Origin of the sequence: Acidianus brierleyi (assembly GCF_003201835.2) — an archaeon.
Classification (GTDB): domain Archaea; phylum Thermoproteota; class Thermoprotei_A; order Sulfolobales; family Sulfolobaceae; genus Aramenus; species Aramenus brierleyi.
Genome location: NZ_CP029289.2, coordinates 2,177,861 through 2,201,543 on the forward strand (window position 1 = coordinate 2,177,861; position 23,683 = coordinate 2,201,543).

Sequence of the window (23,683 nt, forward strand, 5' to 3'; positions counted from 1 at the left end):
CTCCTCCACGTCGGGAGGAGGGACGGGGTTTTCCTGTACCTTTCAACTCTATGGAAGATTAACCACTTTCACACAGGAAGGAGCGGGTTCTATAGATCTCGACTTTCAACTCTATGGAAGATTAACATGCTTTAGATTTCGTAGTAGTAGTAGTAGGCGTCATAGTCTTTCAACTCTATGGAAGATTAACGATATTCGTAGATCTGCCGCGTACTGGCATATAAATTATCTCTTTCAACTCTATGGAAGATTAACATGGCGAAGGAGAATGACATGCATGAAAGGAATGAGAATGCTTTCAACTCTATGGAAGATTAACCAAATCCAGAAGTATTAGACGCTGTAACAAATATAATAACCTTTCAACTCTATGGAAGATTAACATTATTATGTTGTCTTTTCGTTTGGAAGAAGGGAAAGTACTCTTTCAACTCTATGGAAGATTAACTATTTTCGTAACAGGGATATGGAAAAGTGATACTGGTATTACTTTCAACTCTATGGAAGATTAACCCGTCAACCGTCCAAGTGATATTCTTTTGAATTATAACGAGCTTTCAACTCTATGGAAGATTAACTGCGGAAATTGCCCTAGGTCCTATAGCAAAAATTGCCCTCTTTCAACTCTATGGAAGATTAACTTATCATTTGCTGATATTTTTCCAATACAAAGCACAGTAATCTTTCAACTCTATGGAAGATTAACAAAAAGATGATCTATAACGGTAGCAATTTCCACATAAATGACTTTCAACTCTATGGAAGAATAACAGTGCCATGTCGGTTGGTGAAACTTTATCAACATAGCCCTTTCAACTCTATGGAAGATTAACTTATTTTTTTAAACTAGTTCTTAACTAGAGTTATATTAGCTTTCAACTCTATGGAAGATTAACACTGAAGGGTAATAAAAAGCAGATGGCAGTGAAGTTAATGCTTTCAACTCTATGGAAGATTAACAGTATTACGTATTTCTGAATGATGTCAAATACAGGGGGTTGCTTTCAACTCTATGGAAGATTAACTAAACGTGACGAATAGGGTTATTATAGGCAACGAAACTTTCAACTCTATGGAAGATTAACTAGTCGATAAAAAAATAGCAAACGACTAAACGTAAAAATACTTTCAACTCTATGGAAGATTAACCATCTGAACGTCGATAAAAGTAGTGTCGTCTGGTGGGCGTATCTTTCAACTCTATGGAAGATTAACTGCGATGAGATGGAGTATGACACCTTAGCGGTTAGAGCAACTTTCAACTCTATGGAAGATTAACCGATATATCGAATTATTGCCGGTAGGCACAATCACGCTTTCAACTCTATGGAAGATTAACGAGAGCAATATGTCACAGTCAAAAAACCCAAGATGGGAATCTTTCAACTCTATGGAAGATTAACGCGTTTAAGCCTGGGGTAGATCTCCCTGCTCTCCACTTGTACTTTCAACTCTATGGAAGATTAACGGAGACCTAGTAGATTTAGGTATGGATTTCTTCTACAGGTCACTTTCAACTCTATGGAAGATTAACTTAATTAACGGATACACTAGGCTGAAGATAGCTAAGGAATTCTTTCAACTCTATGGAAGATTAACTAACTCTGGAGTTTTAGAACCTACCAACATAACTTCTAATTCCTTTCAACTCTATGGAAGATTAACTGAATGTTTTTATACTTGTACTATTCTTTTTCCTTCTTTTATTATTTAAGGTTTTCTTTGTCTATTTCCTTATATTTTTTCTTTAATCTTTTACTCATTTTCTTTTTTCTTTATTCATTTTTTGTCTGTCCCGTGTAATTTCGGGATTTTTATGAAGAGAAATTTTTAGTCTTCATTTGGAGAACGTTAAAAAATTTTATCGTAAAGTGAAAGAATCTCCCGATTTTTGAAAAAATCATGAAGATACAAAGAAAAAGAGGAAAAAATTAGTATATAGACATGAAAATAGTTAAAATTCTTATTATTGCTAAATAGAAGTTTCTCGATTGAAAACTTGCATTTAATTAATAAAAGTTATAAATATGGATATAAATGCGTTATAACTGAAAATAAATAAATTGTAAAATCGGGAGTTAACCTAAAGTTGATTGTAGTTTGTCTAATTAGATTACTATTAACATAAAAGTAAATGATGTTGACTAGACTCGACATGATAAGAGGGTTGAAGAGCCTCCACGAAATAAGAGCCACTGATCCTGTCCAAGAAGAATTAAGGGGATGGTACTACTACAGTCCTCCAGTAAAACCTAGAGCTTACCTTTCTCTTTCTATTTCAGATGTAGCATATGCCTACTGTCCTACCAAAAGAGACGTTTATCTTAGGAAAGTAACTGGATCTAAAGGAAATTACGAAAAACCCCAGATAATTAACGGTACCGCTATTCATAAGGTGTTTTACAAAGCATCAAAAGACGTTTGGAGCATAATATCTTTAGGGAAAGATCCTATAGAATCTTTTAATTCTTTAGCTCCAGAATTGGAATGCCCTCAAAATCTTCAAAATTATTGTATAAAACTCTATAAATACTTGACTATGTTATGGTTATCAGAAGTGGCTAAGGCTAGAAGTTCCTATGGTGGAGAATCTATTGGTCTAGTACCTTGGCTCAGCGAAGTGAGAGTAGACGGATCTATGCTAGGCCTTTCAAATAGGTTATCGATAGATGCTATAGCGGATTTTTCTATAATAGAGATAAAAACGGGAAAGCAAGAAGATTTTCACAAATTAGGTGTAGTAGGATACGCATTGGCCATAGAATCTAGCATGGAAATACCTATAGATTACGGATTTTTAATATATGTAAATGGATTTAATAGAGATAGTATAGAGATCTCAACTAATGCTATTTATATTTCCTCTGACTTAAGGAAAGAATTTCTCGATAGAAGAGACGACGTAATTGATATGATATTAAGTGAAAAGGATCCTGGAATGCCTGCTTCATGCCCAGATAGTTGTCCGTTTATAGAGGTGTGCAGAAAATGAAGTCTGTTTTACTCTCAAATTACGGTGTAAAGCTTTCTGTAAAGGGTAGAATGTTTATACTCTCTTCCAAGGAAAAGAAGGAAACCATATCCCCGGCAGACGTGGACCAATTTGTTATAATAAGCTCTGGAATTTCTATTTCATCAAAGGCAATAAGGTTAGCAATGGAATACGGCATAGATATGGTTTTCCTTGATAATAGAAAGAATTGGGCTAGGATATGTTTTTCTAACCCTATTATGACAGTCGAAAACAGAAAGGCCCAGTACATAGCTATTTTACAAGGTAGAAAGGAATTCGGAGAAGAAATAATAAGAGCAAAGGTAGAGAATCAAGCAGGTCATATAAAATATTGGTCTAGGAAGATAAAAAGAGAAGATTTCTCTCAAATTTTGAATTACACTAACAATGAAGCAACAGCAGCCAGAATATACTGGAGTATGATAGCTGACTTACTTCCTAATAAAATAGGATTTGAAGGAAGAAATCATGACTCTAAGGATGTTTTCAATATAAGCCTAAATTATGCATATGCAATACTTTATTCAGAATGCCATAAAGCTCTGTCTTTGGTAGGCTTAGATCCCTATGCAGGATTTATACATAAAGATAGGAGCGGTAACGAAAGTCTTGTCTATGATTTTTCTGAAATGTTTAAACCAGGAGTAGTAGATTTTACGTTAATGAACATGATACTAGAAGGTTATATACCGCAAATAAGAGACAGCTTACTTTCTCCGGATAGTAGAAAAGAAATAATAAAAAGAATTAATACAACGCTAAACTCTAACGTAAAAGACTCTGAAGATGGTGAAGTAAGAACATTTCTCCAAACCATAAGAGTATATGCTATGAAGATGTCATCCTCATTAAAAGGAAAAGAAAACTTCAGAGGGTTTGTTCAAAGATGGTAAGAGTAATAGTAATTTATGATATCACTGACGATACACAAAGAACTAAATTATCAAACGAACTTTTTAAAATAGGACTTTCAAGAATTCAAAAGAGCGCATTTTCAGGAGATATAGATAGCCAAAGATTCAAAGACTTAACAAGAATATGTCAAGATTTCATAAAATCTTCTAACGATGTCATTCATGTAGTAACTTTAGGGATTAGGGATTGGGAAAGAAGAATAGTATTAAGAGGAGAGTAAAATGATCCCTGTTACATTATTAAAGCAAATGGATTTCTGTGAAGCTATACCATGGATAATTCAAAGGATGAGCTATCAAGAACCCGATACTTTTTCTTTAATAAAAGGAAGAGAAATAAATCTTAACGATGTCGCAAAAAAATTAAACTTGGAAAATCCTAAATTCGAAGTTTTTGTGAGTGACTCAATAATATCTGGGAAAGTTGATATAATAGGTGGTAAAAATAGACTAATTGTCGTGGAAGCTAAGGAATTTCATAGAAGAAGTTTTCTTCACTTTAGAACGCAACTATTGGCATATGCATATCTAGTAAATAAGGAAATAGCTCCGGTAGAAAGGGCAATATTATTCATGGGGAATAAAATAGAGCTTGATATAAAGCTTGATAAAACACATTTAGAAGCAGTAGAGAATAAAATTCAAAAATTGAAGAGTATATTAGATTCAGAAGATCCACCCGTGGTTAATAGGGATAAAAAGGATTGTATCTCTTGCCAATATAGGAGAATATGTCCAGTAACCTCGTATTAATTATGTTCAATACTTATCATTTTATATTTAAAACTTGGGATTGCCTATAACAAATTATTTCGCCTAGTTTACTAAGATAGTATCCTCCATTTTTCCCTTTCTGAAAAACAATTCCGGCTTCTTTCAGTTCTATTAAATGATTTATTAAAGTTTTTCTAGATCTATTCATAACATTGGCTAGTTCATCTATTGTAATTCCCTGATTTCTATATATATTTAATAAAATTGCCATTTTTTCTTTAGATATATTGGAAATTAACGATTTTAATTCTAAATTTTCGAAGAAAATTTCAAAATTATCCCCTTCTTGTGTAATAAAAAATTTAGCTTTCTTGTTTACTGCCAAAGTAGAGACAACAATCGCAAAGCCTATTAATCGCATTCCTCCAGAAACATCTACTATAAAAGGCTCTGGATATTGTAAAATTTCTGTAGATATATTTTTTACTATATCAAAAAAATCAGTAAGTTCTATTTCTAGAAGATTGGGTTCCTTAAGAAATAACTTAGAACAATAAGATTGAATTCCTTGATATGCTCTTAATGATGCTCCAGCTATAGGCTTAGGAGCCACAAGAAGTATATTATCACTTTTATCAGCAAATGTATTATGTAATCGCCTAATCATAAAATCCTCATGAAAACCTAAACTGAAAAGATAAGTTTTCATAGATTATTTATGGTATTACTTATTTTAAAGTATTATCTTCCGTTAACTTTACGCTAAAGTATGTGAAAATAACTATCTCTTGTACTAATTTTTTCCTCTTTTTCTTTGTATCTTCATGATTTTTTCAAAAATCGGGAGATTCTTTCACTTTACGATAAAATTTTTTAACGTTCTCCAAATGAAGACTAAAAATTTCTCTTCATAAAAATCCCGAAATTACACGGGACAGACAAAAAATGAATAAAGAAAAAAGAAAATGAGTAAAAGATTAAAGAAAAAATATAAGGAAATAGACAAAGAAAACCTTAAATAATAAAAGAAGAAAAAAGAATAGTACAAGTATAAAAACATTCAGTTAATCTTCCATAGAGTTGAAAGGTTCTCGAACTGTATCCTCTCAACGTCGCTAGCAAACATTGTTAATCTTCCATAGAGTTGAAAGTTTGACATAAAACTTTTTTATATTTAAACGTTTTAACGGCGTGTTAATCTTCCATAGAGTTGAAAGTATAGTACTATTAGACCTATATGCCATGGAAAACGGGTTGTTAATCTTCCATAGAGTTGAAAGAGTACTAGTAGCTCAGGAGGACCCTAAGTATAATATTCCGTTAATCTTCCATAGAGTTGAAAGCTCCAGACAACACCAAGTAGTAAGGCGTGAACATGCTCATGTTAATCTTCCATAGAGTTGAAAGAGTGCTGTCCCGCAGCGTCATAAATCACCTTGTTCCCGTGTTAATCTTCCATAGAGTTGAAAGATTAATACAAAACCAGCTTTTTTATAAATTGTATTTGTATAATGTTAATCTTCCATAGAGTTGAAAGTTGACTGAGGGACATACTGTAACTTCAGCGTTTGCACTTCGTTAATCTTCCATAGAGTTGAAAGGACTGCAATTGAGCTCCACAGCCCGCCTGGATGGTAGCATGTTAATCTTCCATAGAGTTGAAAGTAACCATTACGATGTATAGCTGATCGCCTACATTGGCCTGGTTAATCTTCCATAGAGTTGAAAGCAACACTGTGCAAGATATTGCAAAAAAGTTCAACTGCGGTTAATCTTCCATAGAGTTGAAAGTTTCACTCAAATCGCTCTTATTCCCTTCTCCCTTCCATTGGTTAATCTTCCATAGAGTTGAAAGAACGTCGTTTGAGACGCTGACGGTGCCGTGTTGTTATTAGTTAATCTTCCATAGAGTTGAAAGCAGCCTTTTCCCTAAATTTCTTTTCTGTTTTTATTATATGTTAATCTTCCATAGAGTTGAAAGAAAATATGAATGAGTAGAATTGAATTTTCTCTTATTATATGTTAATCTTCCATAGAGTTGAAAGAATTTCGGGCTTTGCGCCTGGCCCCTTTTCTAACTCTCTGTTAATCTTCCATAGAGTTGAAAGCATCAACGTTAATGTTATGTGACTCGGCGTACTCTAGCACCGTTAATCTTCCATAGAGTTGAAAGATACATTCTTCAGGAGTAACGGTAATATTAAGAACTTCTTGTTAATCTTCCATAGAGTTGAAAGTGTTTTCTAATCATTTTTTATAGTTCAAAACTTTCTCTTGAATAGCTTTGGCTAATGCCTTTATTTCTTCTGGAACTTTAACGCTTTCAATTCTATATTGCCCCATAAAAAGCTCCTCAATAAAAGGCATAAAAATCTTAATATTTTCAATATCTGCTACTGCATATTCAGCGTTTTTCATCTCTTGAGGAAATGGTGGTATCATATTAACTACTAGTCCCCATAGTCCTTCAGATCCATAAGCTCCTTTCTCAAGTCCTTCAATATATTTTTTAGTTTGCTCTATTGATGACTCGCTAGGATCTGTGACATAAATTCTAAACCTTTTCTGATCTGAAAGAGCTTTCCTGAACATATTTCTTTCAATCTCTACTATTTCATCGTTGAAGGTCACTAACGAAGGGTTATCAACTATGTATACATCAAAATTTCTTTTCAATATAGAATAGTAGGCGTCTTCTAATTTTTGTCTCAAAGAAGGATCCTCGGCTTTCTTTATGTCGTAATAAAATCTTCCATAATCACCAAAAAATTTTAGCACAGTTAGTCTCTCTAAAACAGTTTTACAAGAACCTTCAATTTTCTCTCCATTAACTACTTTGTAAAGTAAGCCTGGATCCTTTATTCCTATAAGATTAGAGGCCCAAGATAATGGATCTCTATCTATTAGAAGGACTTTCTTTCCTTCTAATACATATTCCTTAGAAAGGAGAAGGGAAATAGTAGACTTTCCTACTCCTCCCTTAGCTCCTAGGACTACAATTCTCATTATAAGTTTATATAGAATATGTACTTAAAAAAGGCTTTTATGAACTGTATAAATATCTTGGATAGAGTTAAATTAAAAGTATAAACAAATATTATATTTCTACTAAGAGAAAAAGACTAAGAATAGAGTAGATTATTATGGCAGTTAAGGATTTTCCTTAAGTAATCGTTGGTGATATTTTCCTATTATTATTTAAAAATAAAATATTCAGTTGAGGCTTAAATAACCAATAAAAGTGTGGAAATTTTATACAGTCTATTGAAATATAATGATTTCGTTTTTAAGAAAAATGAGCTCATAGTTTTTTCTCTTATATAAAAATTATTTTCTCGTAATACTCTACACGATAATAGAAAACAATGAAAAAAATTTCATACTTTTCCACATAGTAAATGAAAACTTTTAAAAGTCACGAACCTTAATAAAAGGATTTTAATAAAATTCGCGGATATTATAAAGAAATAGCCTAAATCAAGAAATTGAAAGCTATATTATGATCAAAATGAAAGTTCAAATCCTCCAAAATCAATACTTTATAAGATATATTTTAATAGGAATATCTGCAGCGTCATTATTAATGGCGTTACATGGTCTAATAGGACATGGAGAAATTGTTGAAGGCGGATTTCCAGGTTCTGGATAAATATTATAAAGGAAACGTTTTTAAATATATATTTTAGAACATTTATAAGATGAGCTTTTTAGCTGAAGATTCTGCTGTTTCTAAAGTTCTTTATTATGTTCAGAGATTCGGAGATCTGAATTCACAAGTGATTGGCGCTTTATCGAAAGTAAAGTCTACTAAAACTATAATAGACGAATTACGTTTAAAAAAGAAATTATTTGTATCGTTATCACCTAGGCATAGGAGTCTTGGACTTAAATATTATATAGCTTATGCTATTGGAAATTATAATATATCATTATTGAATGTTTATAATATTCTAGACGAAATTCCTGTTGTTATAGCTCGTAATATAATGAATCCAAAAGAGCTAGTAATGGGTCTAGTTTACACTACGCATCCTTCATTTATTAGGGGATTGGAGGCTTTAGTTTCTGCTGGTGTAATAAAATACTACGAAGTATATGAAGAAACTCAAAGATTAGAATACCCAATAGATTATTCTTCATTCGATTTTAAAGAATGGAAATATAGGAATAATTTCTTAGTAAGTGAACGTGAACCCTTTGATTTCCCTGATCTTTCTGACGATTTTTATCCCGACACTTATGATGTAACAATTTTAGGAAAGAAACAAGCTCATCCTACTTATTCCCTTAAAGATATTTCACAATCAACACGAATTCCATTTAAGGACGTTTTATATCATTATCAAAATCACATAGTCGGAAAAGGTTTAATATCTGTATACAGAACTTATCTTTTTCCTATAGATTATAGAATATCTATCTTTTTCAAAGATGATAAAGATCTTATATCTGAGTTGAGTAGAATCCCAACTTTGCTTTATATCTCAAAATCTGAGGAAATGGACTATGCCATGATAGTTGGTCAGAACTATATGCTTTTTGATATTCTTAACTATCTAAATTCCTTATCAGAAAAATATACTGATATAAGCATAAAGGTTCATCCGAATAATTCTAATTATTCGTTAACTGCTTCAATACCTTATGAGCATTTTAATGGAAAATGGAACTTTAACCCTGAAGTCATGGTATTAAGGGCTGAAGAAAGTCTATAAAAGAAGTTTTATGTTACGCTAAATCCAAGGCTCTGTAATTTAGCTATTAATTCGCTACCTTTATGAACTTTGCTAAATCTCAATAATTCTACACCGTTTTGTAGGAAAACTACGTCTTCTACAACGTGATTACCAGCTGTCCTAGTATTTATGTACTGCGGATTTACTGCAGATACTAGAAGATTTGGTGTATTAAGAGGTATTTCATTCTTTATTTTTCCAAATCTTAAGTGTAAGGCTCTTTCATTTGTCACAACGTATTGATTGGCAGATCTTAATAAGAAATACATTCCTAAACCTAGTATAATTAACATGATACCGAGAGCTGCTAGAAATATTGTTAATGTTAGTATAATACCTATGATAACTATTGCTATTGTATAATTTTTTCTATAATTGCTTAATGGGAACTCTTTCCAAATTATCTGTTCTCCAGGATTTAAATCCATATTTATCTTAAACTGAACAACTTGATTTTAAGTTTTTTAATCATAATACTTTCGTTTAATTAAAAAGTACACTCAATCATTTTCCTCTTAACCATGCAATAATGCACTATTTTCTAAAATATGTAAGTAAATCTTTTCATAGAAAAGAATATTCTTTATATGTTTTTCATAGATCAGAAAAGTTAATGAGAAGTAAGACTTAAAAATAATCACGTAAGATAGGAATTTTTGAATTATGATGAAAATTCAAATATTTCATTGTCATTAAATGAAGCGAAATGTTGATTTAGCTTATGTAATAACTTAGTTTATGCAAAGCGTTGCTGTTATAGGGAGCGGAAAAATAGGTTACGCTATATTAAACGCTATAAAATGCAATTTTAATGTAATAGCTACTGGTAGGAGGGAAGAAACTATAAATAAAGTAAAGTCTTTAGGTATTGAAGGTACAAAAGATAATGATTACGCTGTAAGGAAAGCCGACGTCGTAATTCTTAGCGTTAAGCCTCAGCATTTTTCTACTGTTCTTACGCAAGTTAATAAGGAATCTTGGAAAGGGAAAACTGTAATCTCCGTAATGGCAGGTATAAAATCGTCTACCCTTTCTTCTCTTCTACCTCAAACTGAGGTATATAGAGCAATGCCAAACATTAATGCGTTAGTTAACAAAGCTACTACGGCAGTAGCTGAAAGAGAAGGGGAAAATAAGGAAATTGTAGAGAAAATTTTTAGATCTATAGGCAGCGTGTATTGGATTCCAGAAGAGTTAATTGATGTATGGACAGCATTAATAGGAAGTGGTCCAGCTTTTATTGCAGAAATATTGGACGCGTTTGCTTTGGGAGCCGTTGCTTGCGGAATGCCAAGAGATTTGGCTTATGATTCAATATTAGATATGGTAAACGGTACGATAGAAATGTTGAGGTCTAATAAATCTCATCCAGTTATATTGAGAGATCAAGTAACTACTCCTGCAGGAACCACTATAAGAGGGCTTATGACCATGGAATCTGAAGGAGTTAAGTCAGCAATAATAAAAACTGTAGAAGCATCATACCAAAGATCAATTACTATAGGAAACGAAATTGACAAAAAATTTAGGATGTAAATTTAGATATTTCATTATTGATAAAATAATAAACCTATGCAAAACCTTAATTGAATTGTTCTTGATGGATTTTCTATATGAACAGTTTTTAAACGAAAAATCGTTAATTTAGAGATTCTCACAAATAACTATAAAAATACTTTTTAATAGATTAGTAAATAAAACAAAATCGGATACTTTAGACCTCAGTTTCCGTTTTCAGAAATAATATCTACTTTGAAATTTCCCTAAAGTGCTATACTAGTATTTTCTAAAAGTTCTTATACTAGGATTTGGTTGTATATCCTTAAGTCTAAAGCTATAAACGTTTTGAAAGCAATAACGAAAACTAGCGCATTTTCTGAAAGAAAACTTTGTATAAATCTAATTAAAGCTTCAATAAATCACTTATCTTGTTTCTTATAAAAGCTAAATAAAAAATTTAGTCAGAATTAAATTCCTTTGGATATCATTTTTCATTAGGAAAATATGAAAGTAAGTAAATACTAGTATTGTAAACTTCATTTCCAAACCATATTTCTGCATTAATAAGCTCCATACAGTTACCAGACGATGTGTTTGGCCAGTTTCCGATTTCATAGATATGATTTCCTACATTAATTATGTTTGAATATAGTTTGTTATCAACTTCTATCTTAGAAGGTTCACGTGGCAGTATTGCGTAAAGTTTACCATTGTGGGAAACTAGATATGGAACGAGTGGCGTTGTTATCGTAAAATTAAGTTTAATAGTAACGTTTGTTAACCATGAATAAACTAATAATTCGTAATTACCAGGATTTAGATCTGATAATCTGGAAAACGCGTTGTAGAAAGCTGTGTTATTAGGAATTGGACACAAATAATCTATCTTTTTATAAAACCACATAGTCTGTCCAGGCTTAAACGTATAATTTTTTGGAATGATAATAGGACTCCCAAGTATCACTCCTGTTGGTAATAAAGAATATGCCGAATCATTTAGTGGATTCAATATCTCAATATTTAGTGGATAACTTCCAAATAATTCTATTGTCGTGTTGGGTTTAAAAAATTCATCAGTAAGTATTATTATAGAGCTATTTCGAAGGTTAGTAAAGGAAACATTAACATAATAGTAAAATCCATTAAATCCTAGAGTTACATTCTCTGTAAAACCATTACGCGTTACAGTTAGTAGTTTACTTCCATTTAGTGAACTGCCACGCCCTAACGGACGTGGCTTCCTGCTTCAAAGCCGAGGCTTGCCAAAGGTAGAGGTCTCAGCTCCACAGGCACTAAGGGTCGTTCCGACCCCGAGCACTAATGTGAACCCACAGTATCCCAATATGGGACTGTTGAATGGAGCAGAGGCGTACCACATAGACCCTCGCTTTAACCAAGGCGTCTCAGTGACGCTTACTCCGTCAGTGACTGCCATTAATAGAATATTTGAAAAATACGTATTTAAATGTAACCACAAAGGAGGCTCCTACGGCGATTTTCACGAACAACACTCCTAAACAAGAAGACAAGCTTTACAAGAGTAAAACTTTTATAAAGAGAACAAGAAAATAACACAAGCCGAAAGTGAACATGGGGATAAAACCCCGTTGGATAGGCTGGCTATACGTCCCCGCGATCTAACATGTGGGACAACATCCCGAGTAGGAGCGTGCAAAAATTTAAGGGGACGTTCTCATAGTTAGTTCGCACTATCTCCTAACAAAATTAACAATACAACGCGTATTATAGAAAAATTCAAGAATCAGAAAAAGAGTATTACACATACAAAGTGAAGATCCTAAAGTTAACCTCTATCGAGTGGTTTCCTCGCCTCTTCAAGCTATCGCCTAGCCATGTTAGAGGCGAAGCATGTGGAGCCTATCCATCTCCACCCTTACCGGTAGACCCAAAATCATATTAGAAAAAATATTTCTGGTAGGATAATATCGAATTTATAAAAGATAAAGAAATTTATAAGAGTGTAAAGAATTGAAGAAAGGGTTTAAGGTGAGGGAGATGGAGTATTACCACGTGAGATAGGAAGATGGTAACACCCGGTCTCCCTCACCAAAATAACATTCAACAAATAGGATATAAATTACTTTCCATGTTGAACTTCCAAGGGGAAAAGGTAGATGAGGTAGCAAAAACTCTCATCTCCGCGTGTTTGTGGAACGATTCAGTAGAGAACAAGTCCAGAGCGTATGACGTATCCCCACAGACCGTGAGGAATTACGTAGAGAAACAAGGGATGGAAGTGATTGAAAAGCTATTGGAAAGAGCTAGGAAAATATCCTTAGAAGTACTGAAGGGAGTGAATGAGATAGATCTTTCAATAGACTGGACAACCAAGACGTGGTATGGGAAACCAGTGAAAGGGCTCGGGAGCTCTGAAAAAGGAAACTCGTGGAACTACGCAACTGCAACAACCAAGTATAAGGGGAAAGTACTTTTACTTGCCTTTATTCCGCAAGTGAACGGTATGACTAAGGACGAGATAGTGAAGGTTCTTGTGGAGCAAGTAATGGCAATGGGATTCAAGATAAGGTTGATAACTCTTGACGCTGGTTTCTACACAGTTGATGTGCTCAATTTCATTTCACAGTTTAAGTATATAATTGCTGTCCCAGCTGGGGACGTGAAGGTGTTTGAGGAGTTTGACGGGGATTACACAACTAATAGTAAGTAGGAGGGATGAGCAGGTCAAGTTCAGGCTTCTCGTGTATAGCAAGGAAAAAGTGAGGAGAAAGAAGAGTCTTGTTTATTTTGCTAGGGCTACTAATCTAGATCTGCCCAAGAGGGAAGTGTTGGATTTGTACAATAAGGTAAGAGGTCCCATAGAGACCTCTTATAGGAACATTAAGGCTTTTCTTCCATTTACTAGTTCTACTAAGTTTGTTTTCCGCACGTTGATCTTCGTGCTGGCCCTTGTACTCTACTCCTTATATACCATATTCAAGGGGGAGGTGGGGAGAGAGGAATTTAGATTATTATTAATTCTTTTATTTCCTGATTTATTCAATCCAGAGAATTTTACATTTAATATAATTGAAACACTTATTTACACTATAGATTTATTTTTAAGGAGGTGATTTTGGGTCTACCGGATAATGAGGGGCATAGGTAAATAGATTTCCATTAAATATCCACTAGCACCTGCAGTAGCTTGAGAAGTTCTTGAAGCTATACCTTGAATACTTGAGGCAGCACCGAAATCTTCAGTAGATATCCCTTTCATGTTTACTGTAGATCTACTCGGAGAACCAAAACCAGCTATGAGACTTCTGAGTATGTAAATAAAACTTCCTATAAAATACGGAGAAAACGGAATTAAAATTAATAAAGCACCGCTTAATATTCTAGTCCAAGAAGCTATATTCAATATGCTTATCCATTTAGATAAATTAGATGCAAAGAATGAGCCCAATGCAGTAGCTAAATATGATATGCTATAAATTATTCCTATGTCATAAGATGATATTTTATACATTAATTCAAACCATGCTGAAGCGTAATATTTTCCATTTTCTAGAAGTACTTTAGCGGTATCCAGGTCTTCTAAAGCTTGCTCAATCCATTCCTTATAATCCATTATGAAGATTATTTGGAAAAAGAAGTCATATAGCTTTCTATAGTGTTTCATAAGGTCTTAGATTCTGATTTCGGCAAACGATTTGAAAGTTAGAATAAAACCATTTTATGTCTTACTTTATCAAATTATAAATATATAGATAATAAATATGAATCAGTTATTTTATTTCTAGGTTATAATATTCCTTGAAAGTATATTTAAGGAAAGTAAATATAAGCATAACTACACTAACTAATACGTAAGTCCATCCAACTCCAATAATTTCTATTAAAATGCCCCCCAAAGGGCCGGAAAGTGTAGATAATCCGTTGGCTATTACTCCAATAAATCCAGTAGTCCTTCCCCAATATTCTTTATCTATATATCTTAGTAATGTGGCCGACGTTAATGTTGAATTGACTCCAGAAGAGAATAATATGAGGAAAGTAGGAATTAATGCAAGAAATATATTATTAATAAGGATGTATGATGCCAATGACGCTGATATTATTAGTCTAAATATTATTTGATAAAAGCCTAATTTTCCTTTATTTATTCTTAATGCAAATATCGATCCTACTACTATTCCTATTTCAGCTGATATAAGTAGTGCACTAAAATAAATTGGCCCTTGATGTAAGACGTCTTCAACGTAAAATAATAGTAGTAATCCCTGCATTTCGAAGAATAAATTATCCGTTGTAAGTATTGTAAACTGAGTTAACACTTTACTTCTCTTCACATAGTAAAACCCGTCAATAAGACTTTTCTTAAAACTATGCATCCTTTTTTCTTCAACATTCTCTGTAATATTCATAGATAATAAAAGAAATCCTACTACTACTAAAATAATTAATGATGGAGTTATTGAATATTTAAAGCTAATAGCAAGAAATATTCCTGCCAAAGCCTCCGCTAAAATCCTTAATGACCTAAGAGTAACTCTATTAATAGATGAGACCTTCCTATAATCCTTTTCATTCACATTTTCCTTAATCCATATACTTAAAATGATACTTGCTATATCAGAGGTAAAACCGGTTAATATAGCAAAAGTGTAAAATAGTAAAATAATAGTGAAAATATCGTTGTTAGCAAGTAAGGCAATTTGAGACAGGAATAAAATAGTAAAAAGCGTTATTATTAATCCCAAAAGTATTGTCTTCTTTTTCCTAGTTAAATCCATAAATGCTCCGGTAAAATAACTGAAAAAGTAAGCTAATGAAGAGAGACCTATTAGAATTCCAGTGAGTAAACTTGAACAAGTTAGCTTTGATATTATCCATTCCATCGTAAATATTGCAAGCGTTATATTGAAATTAATTAAATTAATTGACATTATATTATACAGAGCATTTTTCCAATTAGTTTTCGACATATTCTACTATCTCTTTCATTTTTCTAAGATTTTCCTTAAAGCTTTTCCATTTAATATCATTAAGCATTATATCATTTAATTCAACTAAAAATCCTTCGTATAAACCTAAGTAATAATTACAAGCATAATTATCTATGATAACTTTTCCATTTTCGCCAAACTTTAAATCGCCAAGGCACGCATTGCAAATTTTCATTATATCACATGTTCTACATTGGTCTATATTAGTTTTTACATTCACGTACTTAAGAAAATTTTGAACTTTAAACAATCTATAATTATTTAATCCATTAATAATATTACCCATATAAAATCTGTTATCGTATGAGAGCATATAACATGAGTATATATCACCATTTGGCATAATAGTTATATTACTAAATCCTGCACTGCATGGTAGACCCAAAATCTTATTAGTAAAAATAATTTTTATTTGTTATTAATGGTTCGTAAAGATTTAATGTAATTAGTTAGATAATTATATGATAATTTTTATAAATTTCCAAGTACCATATTAGATTTTTTATATTTCCACACGATTAACTGAGAGATATTATTATAATATTAGAAAATGATAAAGATGTATATGATAGAATCTGTTTTATTTACATTGATTATTTAATACATTATTCTTAATGCTCTTGATTATGAGTATAATGAAGTATGTTCCTTTACTTATGAAGAAAAAATATGAGGTTTAATGTTGAATTTATATTTGTAATATGATTTTGGATCTACCGGTAAGGGTGGAGATGGATAGCCTCCTTTGTAAAACTTATATACTTCTTTTTCAAATATTCTATTAATGGCAGTCACTGACGGAGTAAGCGTCACTGAGACGCCTTGGTTAAAGCGAGGGTCTATGTGGTACGCCTCTACTCCATTCAACAGTCCCATATTGGGATACTGTGGGTTCACATTAGTGCTCGGGGTCGGAACGACCCTTAGTGCCTGTGGAGCTGAGACCTCTACCTTTGGCAAGCCTCGGCTTTGAAGCAGGAAGCCACGCCCGTTAGGGCGTGGTAGTTCACAGTCAACGTAACCTTAGGAGGATTCGCTCTTTCAGTACTTACAAATAATATAGTATTAGGAGGTATAATAATAGTAATAACTGATGTTTTTGTAGTAATTTTAGGATCGTCGTTCATTCATAAATTTGAGAGTTACGCTAGTGTTCTGTTAATTCTTTTAGGAATTTTTGTAACAGTTGAGGTTACAGCAAAGAATATACATACTCCTGCAGGAAGCTCGATTTCGTCTTTTTGGTTAGTTTTCCTAACTTCCTTCGGTGCAATATTAAGCTGGTCTCCTTATGCAAGTGATTATAGTAAAGGAATTAACTTAAGTTTAAAGAAATCTTTACTTTACACTTCCTTTGGAGTAACTATTCCGAGCGTTTGGCTAAGTTACATTGGTTATCTTAGCGCATTAGCAATGGGAAAACCTTCACCAATTGCTGACGTTTTAGGAATTTTAGGTAAATATTTCATTGCAGGAGTATCAATAATGATTTTAGGAATTATATCAGCAGATGCGTTAAACCTCTATACAAATACAGTAGCATTAACGTCTATAGTTAAGACGAAGAAAAGGATAGCAACGTTAATAGCAGGAGTTTTAGGATTCATAATTTTTTACTTTGTTTATCAAAATTTTCTAAACTTTCTAATAAATTTCCTCAGTAGTCTAGGCTATTGGATTTCTCCTTGGATAGGCATATTAATAGCATATACAATGAAGAAAAAAGATTGGAAAATAGCATGGTTATCTTTTGCTGCTGCTATAATTTTAGGTTTACCTTTCATGAACCTTAAACAGTATGGAATACCTTATGAAGGCCTTGTATCAAGTATTTTAGGAGGAATAGATATTTCTCAAATAATTATGCTGATAGTCTCAATTGTAGTGTATATGATTCTCTAAAAGATAAATATTCTTTAATTGAAGTTTTTTATAATTTTAGTTAGTCTTGAACTTACACTCGCTTCATCGGCTAGTATGGAACTACAGAATTAAATACCGTATTAGGTTATGTACAAAGAGTAAGGAAATATCAGAAGTTAATAGTTCAAATTCCCTTATTTTTTCTATAAAGGTAAAATAACTTATTCACTCAGTGAAATTAATGGGATAGTAGAAGGCAGTATTTTAAAATCTATAAAATTTTAATATAAATTTTCGAGATTTATTCAAAACAAATGATGTAATACTAATCTATGATTAAAAAGGAATTTTAAGGTGCAATTCCATTTATAAATAAAGGAGAATTATGGCAATCATAGTTAGGAAAGTTCATAAGAAGGATGACGGCAGTACAATTTGGATAAGAGTAGGAGAATCTCCTCCAGTAATAAAGGATGGGAATGTAATTGACGGTGGATTTTTTATAAGAGTTGGTGACGATAAGAGCGATAAAATAATTCGGTTATCCGACCAAGAGGCTTTAGATATAGCATATAGGATAATAGAGTCCTATAGGAGACACGTTAGGATTTTTACTAAACTGGACGAGCTATCGTATGAGCAATATAAGAGAAGTAAGGAAGTTGTAAAAGAAGATGATGAAGAGGAGGAGATTAGGAAAATAGAAGAAAAAAAGAATTTAACTCCAGATAAAATTGAAGGAGAATTGATAGATTATTTAATAGCTGCAGGTGGAGAAACAACTTTAGACAAAGTTAGGGAAGAGTTAGGAGAAGAATATGTTGCTTACTTAAAAACAATGAAGAATAAGGGAGTAAGAATTGAAGGAATCAAAGTTAGCCTAGACAAAGATTTTAAAAGTACTTAGATGATAATCCTGTCTTTAAAGATTTTAAAGTAAAGTTATCTTTTATAAGATAAAGGAAATATAAAGTAGATATTATAAAGAATATTCCAGATATTTCTATATTTATAAACCTAAAGAAATACGATATCAAAAGGAGATAAGGAATAGGATAAGCTTTACTATAGTTATACCTTGATGTTGAATATATTATACAATTAAAGAAGAACATTGCCATAATTCCTAGAGCAAAAGCGTGAATTTCTTCTCCCAAGAAGATTGAGGCTAAGGTTATAAAAAGCGATACAAAAACTACCGATAATCCATTTTTTATTATCTTTGAGTTATAAAATAACCATACAAAATAACCTAAGAGAGAAAAAAATAAGAAATTATGGTAAATTGTTAATATTATTAAAATAAATATTGGCAATTGTTTTATGCCAAATTTAGGTTTAGCTCCTACTGTTGCAGTAAATACGCCAATGTTTATTCCAAAAAGATAAAACAATAATCCTACCATTAAGATTGAGTATCCTAAATATGGATAAAAAGACCAAGCAAGCAATGAGGAGAAAGGTGAAGCTAAAACTAATAGATTAATTGGAAATTTACTACCATAATGTATTACGTCTTTTAATCCCCACAATTCATTAAATATTAATGATAACGATGCTATAGCTTGTAATGGATAAATAGGAATAGCTATAAGTACTAACGAAAGAATATGTAAAGGAAAATATTTCCTAGCCGGGAAAAAGAGTCTTAACAACATTCCAAAGAATAAGGAATAAGCTCCTATCATCATAAAATAAGGATGAAATGGCAATCCTTCTGCTAAGGATATCCCTCCTAATGACCAATATATAATTGTCAGGATAATAAACGGTATGTTGACTCCCCACGGTTCTATTGCCTTTTTCATATCAACTTTAAGTATTGAATACAGATATTAGATATTTATGCCTAATATTTGAGTTTCAATCTCAAAATATTAGTACTATTTTATTATTCTCTATGTTAGGACTTCTGCCAAATTCAAAAGTTAAGATATCTTTATCTTTAAATAGAGTTTTTAGTAAAATATTGTTTATCTTAATTTTTTAATATAGTATAAAATAATCTGCTATATAATAGAAATACTTCCGCGGAAAACACGAATATTATTTCGTTATGAAAGCATTGTTACTCTTTAGCTAAAACACTTATCTACTTCATTCTTCCTCAATGTTATTATTTTTCTTTTAGTACAATAGTCTTATGGATTGGGAAAAATTAGGAGAAAAATTTCCTTATTTGGAAAATGATGTAAAAGAAGCAGTATTATCTATACTTAAGGCTAGTGAAAGGGAAGATAGAGAGTTTAATATTATTTCCTTCTATTCTGGCCTAGGAAGAGAGATTAATAATATAGAAGATACATGGATAAAAAGAATTAATGATGAATGTAACGAGTATCCTTCAGTATGTGAAGGTTTGGCTAGAGGTATATCTGAATTAAAGGAAATAAAAAAGGAAAAATTCATGACTTTAATTTCGTCTAAACTTATGGCAATTTATGTATTATCTAAAATAGATCTTTCTATACCAACCCTTAAGGACGGAATAATTTACGCTATTGACGTAATAAAGGAAGAAAAAAATTTAGGCGAAGTTGGCAAAAATTTTGGCGAAAATTATCGTAGAATGCCAATAGAAATTAAGGAAAAAATGAAGGAATTATTAAATAATAGTTCTTTTGCTTATGAGTTTTTAAGAGCTATAAATTTAAATGAGTTTTCTGATATATATAATTTCAAAAATTCTGAAGTTATGGAAGTAATAGGAGAAAAATTCAACCAATTAAATGATTTTCAAAAGAGAAAAATACTTTTTAGTGCTGATAGAGGTCTCGGTAGAGGCATAGGGAAAATCTTTGACTCTTTAACTTATTCTTGGAAATTAAATATAATTGAGGAGGCTAAAAATAATAAGGAATTTGCATTAGGGTTAATTGAATGCATAGATTTGGAATATATTCAGGATAAAGTCTTCTTTGAATTGCTTAATATCGCTCTAAAGGATTGTAAACTTTCTTTTGCAATGGGTACAAATTTAGGTCAGAATTTTTCCTATTTAACAGAAGATTTAAAATCAAAAGTCGAAGAAATCACCTTTGAAAATAAGGAATTTGCAAAAGGAATCGGCAATGGATTCTCAATAACTTTCAATAAATTCTTCGATCTCTTTATGAATTACAAAGAATTAAAGGAAGAAGACGAAATTAGAATATTAAATCTAGCTTTGAAAAACAAGGACGTGGCTGAAGGAATTCTGCAAAATCTCTCCTATATTATTCTTTCAAAGCATAAAAATAAGATTCTTAAATTAGTGGAAAATAATGAACAATACATAGAGAAATTCCTAAAACTTCTAAACAGGAGAGTAAATGAATTTGATATAGACGAATTATTTAATTTGGCAAAAGGTAAATATATGGTAGAATTAGGGAAAATACTATGCGAAAACTTTCCTCAATTAAATAAGGAAAAAAGGAAAAAAATTATAGAGAAAATAGAAAACAGAGATTTCTATCAAGGATTTCTAGAATGTGGAGATAAAACTTCTTAGCATTTAAAGAATATATTTATTTGTTAATGTTGAGAATTTAATATATAATGTTAAATCTAGGAACTTCAGCAGACATTTATCTTAAGGAAGGGGACGAATTCCTTAACAAAAACGATCTAGTTCAAGCAAGCGAAAAATACTACAAAGCAGCAGAAGAAGCAATAAAAATACTAGCTATAATATTAAGACTAAAATACATAGAGAAGGAGGTTTCAAAAGAAGGTTGGAATACTAGAATACTTAACGATGCAGTATTTTTAATTTCGGAAAAAATTGATGAGAAGATACCAATTTATTGGGCTTCTGCTCTATCTTTAATAACAGTAAACTTAAGTAAAGAAGTAATAGAAGATCTTAAAAAAGACATAGAAGAGTTGGTTAAAATTGCAGATAGAGAATATAATGCAATTCTTGAAGGAAGGGGACGAATTCCTTAACAAAAACGATCTAGTTCAAGCAAGCGAAAAATACTACAAAGCAGCAGAAGAAGCAATAAAAATACTATCAAATAAAAATAACATTAAAGTACTTTCTAAAGTTAAAAAATTTGATAGATGGAGATCAGAGTTTTTATTTGAAGCATCGTTAGAGCTCTCTGCCAATTATTCTATAATAAAAGATATATGGAAAAGTGCTTGGATACTTCACGTTGAAGGATTCCATGAAACTAGATTAACTAAAGAGAAAGTAACATTTTATGGAAATATAGTTAAAAATCTTTATAATATTATAAAATAGTTATTGTTGTTGTCCAGATTCTTGTGGCATTCCATAAGTTTGTACCCACATTTCAACAATGTCATAACCATACATTTTCTTAAATTTCTCTCTGCCTTCAGCAGACATCTTTAGTGGAGACCAAGGAGTATCTAAGTCAACATCTACATTAACACTTTTAGCAGGAACACTTTCCTTAATAACTTGCTCAACTGTGTAAACTAAATCGTCAATAACTGGGCAGCCTGGAGCTGTTAAACCTAGTCTAACATAAACGTCTCCATCGTCGCTAATTTTCAATTCATAAATTAATCCAAGATTTACGACATCTACAGGAATCTCAGGATCATAAACTTGAGTTAGACCTTCTAGAATTTTTTTTCTCCATTCATCTACGTTAATTTTGCTTGACATATGGTAAAGTATGCTTTACCAGTTTATATATTTCGCTTATAATCTCGCTTATTATTTATTTGAATTTATTTTTGAATTTATTCTCCTTATTTCATAGGTTTATAATTTATATATCCATAAAGAGATTTGATTCTATATTGAGAATAACTAATACTGGAGCATTAAGCCTCATATTTACGACGTTTCTCTTTTCAGCATTTTTAACTTCCAAATTTTTGATTCTTACTGAACTTATTCCGTTAGTGCTTTTAAATGGATTTACTATAGAAAGGCTTTACTCCAGATTATTGTCGAGAAAATTTTGTAAGTTTGACTATTTTTTAATAGCTTTAAATTCTGTTCCATATTTACTTTTCTTTACAGTTTATCTTATTATACCTTTGATCTTTATAATATTTGCTTTTATAACTTCATATTTAAAAATAAAAATTATACCGACACTTTTTGGAACTTATTCAATAGTTTCACTCTACTTACCTTGGTCTGCAATTCTTTATGAGATAAATATTAAGGTTATTTCGATATTTGTCCTTTGGTTTCTCTATACTTTAACTCAATCTTTATATGTTGAATACAAGATACCTTTTAGGAAAATATCTAAAAACACTGTAAGATTAGCATGGATAATAAGCCTCTTTACTATAGTTTACTTTTCTCTTTATATTCCAATAATATTAATAGGTTTAATAGAGCCTTCAATAAGATTCCTAAATCCTGGAAATAAATTAAGTTCTGCGAAGGATATAAAAAACCTTGGTTGGAAGATAGCTAGACGAACCATAATATTAATGCTTGTTATTATTATTTGTGAAATCTTCATAAGATATTATTTTATTTTCAGATACTGACTCCTTACTAAAATAAGAAAATACTCAAAAAGAGAAAAATTAAATCATTATATATCAGAAATATTTGAATTTAAATAGAAAAGTTTAAATTTTATCTTTCATATATCGTTATATGAAACGCTATACATTTTACATGAGTAATAACATTAGAAGACAAGTTTACAATGAAGCTTTAAGATATTTATCTCCTGAACAAATAAGGCAAATTGTAGGAGAACAGAAAAAGACATTATTTTGGAAGAACAGAGCTAAAGTATCTGATGAAGCTGTTGAAAAACTCTTAGAACACTTACCGAATCAAGTAAAGTTGGAAGTTTTAACTGTAATAGAAAATGATTTAAAAGAAGCTTTAGATTCTATAGAGAGAGAAAAGAAGGAATTAGAAAATAAAAAGTAATATATTACTGTATAAGCATAACGTATTTGTTAATTATAAAAATGAAGGTTAAATTAAATAATGAACTTTTCTAGGAAGATTTTTATTTTAGCAAACGCATGCTA

Annotated in this window: 23 protein-coding genes, 1 pseudogene and 2 CRISPR repeat arrays (1 of these 26 only partly in view); of the genes and pseudogenes, 15 read left to right on the forward strand and 9 right to left on the reverse strand. The window is 31.4% G+C overall.

Features of this window, described 5'->3' with window-relative positions:
• A CRISPR array of direct repeats spans positions 1–1,665; the repeat unit is 24 nt; unit sequence CTTTCAACTCTATGGAAGATTAAC (it extends 26 nt beyond the left edge of the window).
• 469 nt (positions 1,666–2,134) lie between these two features.
• The 4 genes from cas4a to cas4 are packed head-to-tail and all read left to right on the forward strand — an operon-like array spanning position 2,135 to position 4,680.
• Positions 2,135–2,992 (forward strand): type I-A CRISPR-associated protein Cas4/Csa1, encoded by an 858-nt coding sequence (cas4a, locus tag DFR85_RS27980; protein ID WP_246252887.1) that lies wholly within the window; start codon positions 2,135–2,137, stop codon positions 2,990–2,992.
• Positions 2,989–3,906 (forward strand): CRISPR-associated endonuclease Cas1, encoded by a 918-nt coding sequence (cas1, locus tag DFR85_RS27985; protein ID WP_110271117.1) that lies wholly within the window; start codon positions 2,989–2,991, stop codon positions 3,904–3,906. Before cas4a ends, cas1 begins: the two co-directional genes overlap by 4 nt.
• The gene (cas2, locus tag DFR85_RS27990) at positions 3,900–4,148 is read left to right on the forward strand and encodes a CRISPR-associated endonuclease Cas2 (protein WP_110271118.1); all 249 of its coding nucleotides are present in this window, start codon (positions 3,900–3,902) and stop codon (positions 4,146–4,148) included. Before cas1 ends, cas2 begins: the two co-directional genes overlap by 7 nt.
• A 1-nt stretch (position 4,149) precedes the next feature.
• Positions 4,150–4,680 carry a CRISPR-associated protein Cas4 gene (gene cas4 / locus DFR85_RS27995; RefSeq protein ID WP_110271119.1) on the forward strand — a complete coding sequence of 177 codons (531 nt, stop codon included), beginning with the start codon at positions 4,150–4,152 and terminating at the stop codon, positions 4,678–4,680.
• A 16-nt stretch (positions 4,681–4,696) separates the two neighbouring features.
• On the opposite strand, the gene csa3 is transcribed toward cas4, so the two are convergent.
• Entirely contained in the window at positions 4,697–5,350 is a 654-nt protein-coding gene (csa3, locus tag DFR85_RS28000; protein WP_110271120.1) for a CRISPR-associated CARF protein Csa3, read from the reverse strand.
• A gap of 354 nt (positions 5,351–5,704) precedes the next feature.
• Positions 5,705–6,878: direct repeats of the CRISPR family, unit length 24 nt; unit sequence GTTAATCTTCCATAGAGTTGAAAG.
• Positions 6,879–6,888: 10 nt separating this feature from the next.
• Positions 6,889–7,647: a nucleotide-binding protein gene (locus DFR85_RS28005; RefSeq protein ID WP_110271121.1), complete on the reverse strand. Its 759-nt coding sequence runs from the start codon at positions 7,645–7,647 to the stop codon at positions 6,889–6,891.
• A gap of 502 nt (positions 7,648–8,149) precedes the next feature.
• Between DFR85_RS28005 and DFR85_RS28010 the strand changes: the two genes are divergently transcribed.
• Together DFR85_RS28010 and DFR85_RS28015 are read left to right on the forward strand one after the other, a co-directional pair.
• Positions 8,150–8,290 (forward strand): hypothetical protein, encoded by a 141-nt coding sequence (locus DFR85_RS28010; RefSeq protein ID WP_162582795.1) that lies wholly within the window; start codon positions 8,150–8,152, stop codon positions 8,288–8,290.
• Positions 8,291–8,339: 49 nt separating this feature from the next.
• On the forward strand, positions 8,340–9,356 hold the full coding sequence (locus DFR85_RS28015) for an AsnC family protein (RefSeq protein WP_110271122.1): 1,017 nt from the start codon (positions 8,340–8,342) through the stop codon (positions 9,354–9,356).
• A gap of 8 nt (positions 9,357–9,364) precedes the next feature.
• Here the strand turns inward: DFR85_RS28015 and DFR85_RS28020 are convergent, their stop codons facing one another.
• A complete protein-coding gene (locus DFR85_RS28020) occupies positions 9,365–9,805 on the reverse strand; it encodes a hypothetical protein (RefSeq protein ID WP_110271123.1) in 441 nt (146 codons plus the stop codon).
• Between the two features lie 310 nt (positions 9,806–10,115).
• Between DFR85_RS28020 and proC the strand changes: the two genes are divergently transcribed.
• The gene (gene proC, locus DFR85_RS28025; protein WP_110271124.1) at positions 10,116–10,913 is read left to right on the forward strand and encodes a pyrroline-5-carboxylate reductase; all 798 of its coding nucleotides are present in this window, start codon (positions 10,116–10,118) and stop codon (positions 10,911–10,913) included.
• A 448-nt stretch (positions 10,914–11,361) separates the two neighbouring features.
• On the opposite strand, the gene DFR85_RS28030 is transcribed toward proC, so the two are convergent.
• Positions 11,362–11,886, reverse strand: a complete 525-nt coding sequence (locus tag DFR85_RS28030) for a hypothetical protein (RefSeq protein ID WP_110271125.1) — start codon at positions 11,884–11,886, stop codon at positions 11,362–11,364.
• Positions 11,887–12,921: 1,035 nt separating this feature from the next.
• Between DFR85_RS28030 and DFR85_RS28035 the strand changes: the two are divergent.
• Positions 12,922–13,969: pseudogene (locus tag DFR85_RS28035) on the forward strand (ISH3 family transposase).
• A gap of 8 nt (positions 13,970–13,977) precedes the next feature.
• Here DFR85_RS28035 and DFR85_RS31970 read toward each other — a convergent pair.
• The 3 genes from DFR85_RS31970 to DFR85_RS28050 form a co-directional block, all read right to left on the reverse strand.
• Complete coding sequence (locus DFR85_RS31970) at positions 13,978–14,469, reverse strand: HEPN domain-containing protein (protein WP_246252888.1); 492 nt, start codon at positions 14,467–14,469, stop codon at positions 13,978–13,980.
• 157 nt (positions 14,470–14,626) lie between these two features.
• Positions 14,627–15,826, reverse strand: coding sequence for an MFS transporter (locus DFR85_RS28045; RefSeq protein WP_110271126.1), 1,200 nt, complete (start codon positions 15,824–15,826; stop codon positions 14,627–14,629).
• A complete protein-coding gene (locus tag DFR85_RS28050) occupies positions 15,813–16,232 on the reverse strand; it encodes an SPASM domain-containing protein (RefSeq protein ID WP_168367210.1) in 420 nt (139 codons plus the stop codon). The genes DFR85_RS28045 and DFR85_RS28050 overlap by 14 nt, the downstream gene beginning before the upstream one ends.
• A gap of 1,028 nt (positions 16,233–17,260) precedes the next feature.
• On the opposite strand from DFR85_RS28050, the gene DFR85_RS28055 reads away from it, so the two are divergent.
• Both DFR85_RS28055 and DFR85_RS28060 read left to right on the forward strand, forming a co-directional pair.
• On the forward strand, positions 17,261–17,749 hold the full coding sequence (locus DFR85_RS28055) for a purine-cytosine permease family protein (RefSeq protein ID WP_110271128.1): 489 nt from the start codon (positions 17,261–17,263) through the stop codon (positions 17,747–17,749).
• A gap of 346 nt (positions 17,750–18,095) precedes the next feature.
• Positions 18,096–18,617, forward strand: coding sequence for a hypothetical protein (locus DFR85_RS28060; RefSeq protein WP_110271129.1), 522 nt, complete (start codon positions 18,096–18,098; stop codon positions 18,615–18,617).
• Here DFR85_RS28060 and DFR85_RS28065 read toward each other — a convergent pair.
• Complete coding sequence (locus DFR85_RS28065) at positions 18,604–19,518, reverse strand: hypothetical protein (protein ID WP_110271130.1); 915 nt, start codon at positions 19,516–19,518, stop codon at positions 18,604–18,606. The two genes, DFR85_RS28060 and DFR85_RS28065, sit on opposite strands and share 14 nt — an antisense overlap.
• Positions 19,519–19,853: 335 nt before the next feature.
• Here DFR85_RS28065 and DFR85_RS28070 point away from each other — a divergent pair, with 335 nt between their 5' ends.
• Genes DFR85_RS28070 through DFR85_RS28080 form a run of 3 tightly spaced genes read left to right on the forward strand, consistent with a single transcriptional unit; the run spans position 19,854 to position 21,941 of the window.
• Entirely contained in the window at positions 19,854–21,203 is a 1,350-nt protein-coding gene (locus DFR85_RS28070) for a hypothetical protein (protein WP_110271131.1), read from the forward strand.
• 47 nt (positions 21,204–21,250) lie between these two features.
• Positions 21,251–21,640 (forward strand): PaREP1 family protein, encoded by a 390-nt coding sequence (locus DFR85_RS28075; protein WP_110271132.1) that lies wholly within the window; start codon positions 21,251–21,253, stop codon positions 21,638–21,640.
• The gene (locus tag DFR85_RS28080) at positions 21,606–21,941 is read left to right on the forward strand and encodes a PaREP1 family protein (RefSeq protein ID WP_110271133.1); all 336 of its coding nucleotides are present in this window, start codon (positions 21,606–21,608) and stop codon (positions 21,939–21,941) included. The genes DFR85_RS28075 and DFR85_RS28080 overlap by 35 nt, the downstream gene beginning before the upstream one ends.
• Here DFR85_RS28080 and DFR85_RS28085 read toward each other — a convergent pair whose 3' ends face one another.
• Entirely contained in the window at positions 21,942–22,334 is a 393-nt protein-coding gene (locus DFR85_RS28085) for a metal-sulfur cluster assembly factor (protein WP_110271134.1), read from the reverse strand. It lies immediately after the preceding gene.
• A 137-nt stretch (positions 22,335–22,471) separates the two neighbouring features.
• Here DFR85_RS28085 and DFR85_RS28090 point away from each other — a divergent pair, with 137 nt between their 5' ends.
• Positions 22,472–23,182: a hypothetical protein gene (locus DFR85_RS28090; RefSeq protein ID WP_110271135.1), complete on the forward strand. Its 711-nt coding sequence runs from the start codon at positions 22,472–22,474 to the stop codon at positions 23,180–23,182.
• Between the two features lie 112 nt (positions 23,183–23,294).
• The gene (locus DFR85_RS28095; RefSeq protein ID WP_110271136.1) at positions 23,295–23,579 is read left to right on the forward strand and encodes a hypothetical protein; all 285 of its coding nucleotides are present in this window, start codon (positions 23,295–23,297) and stop codon (positions 23,577–23,579) included.
• The last annotated feature ends 104 nt before the right edge of the window (positions 23,580–23,683 follow it).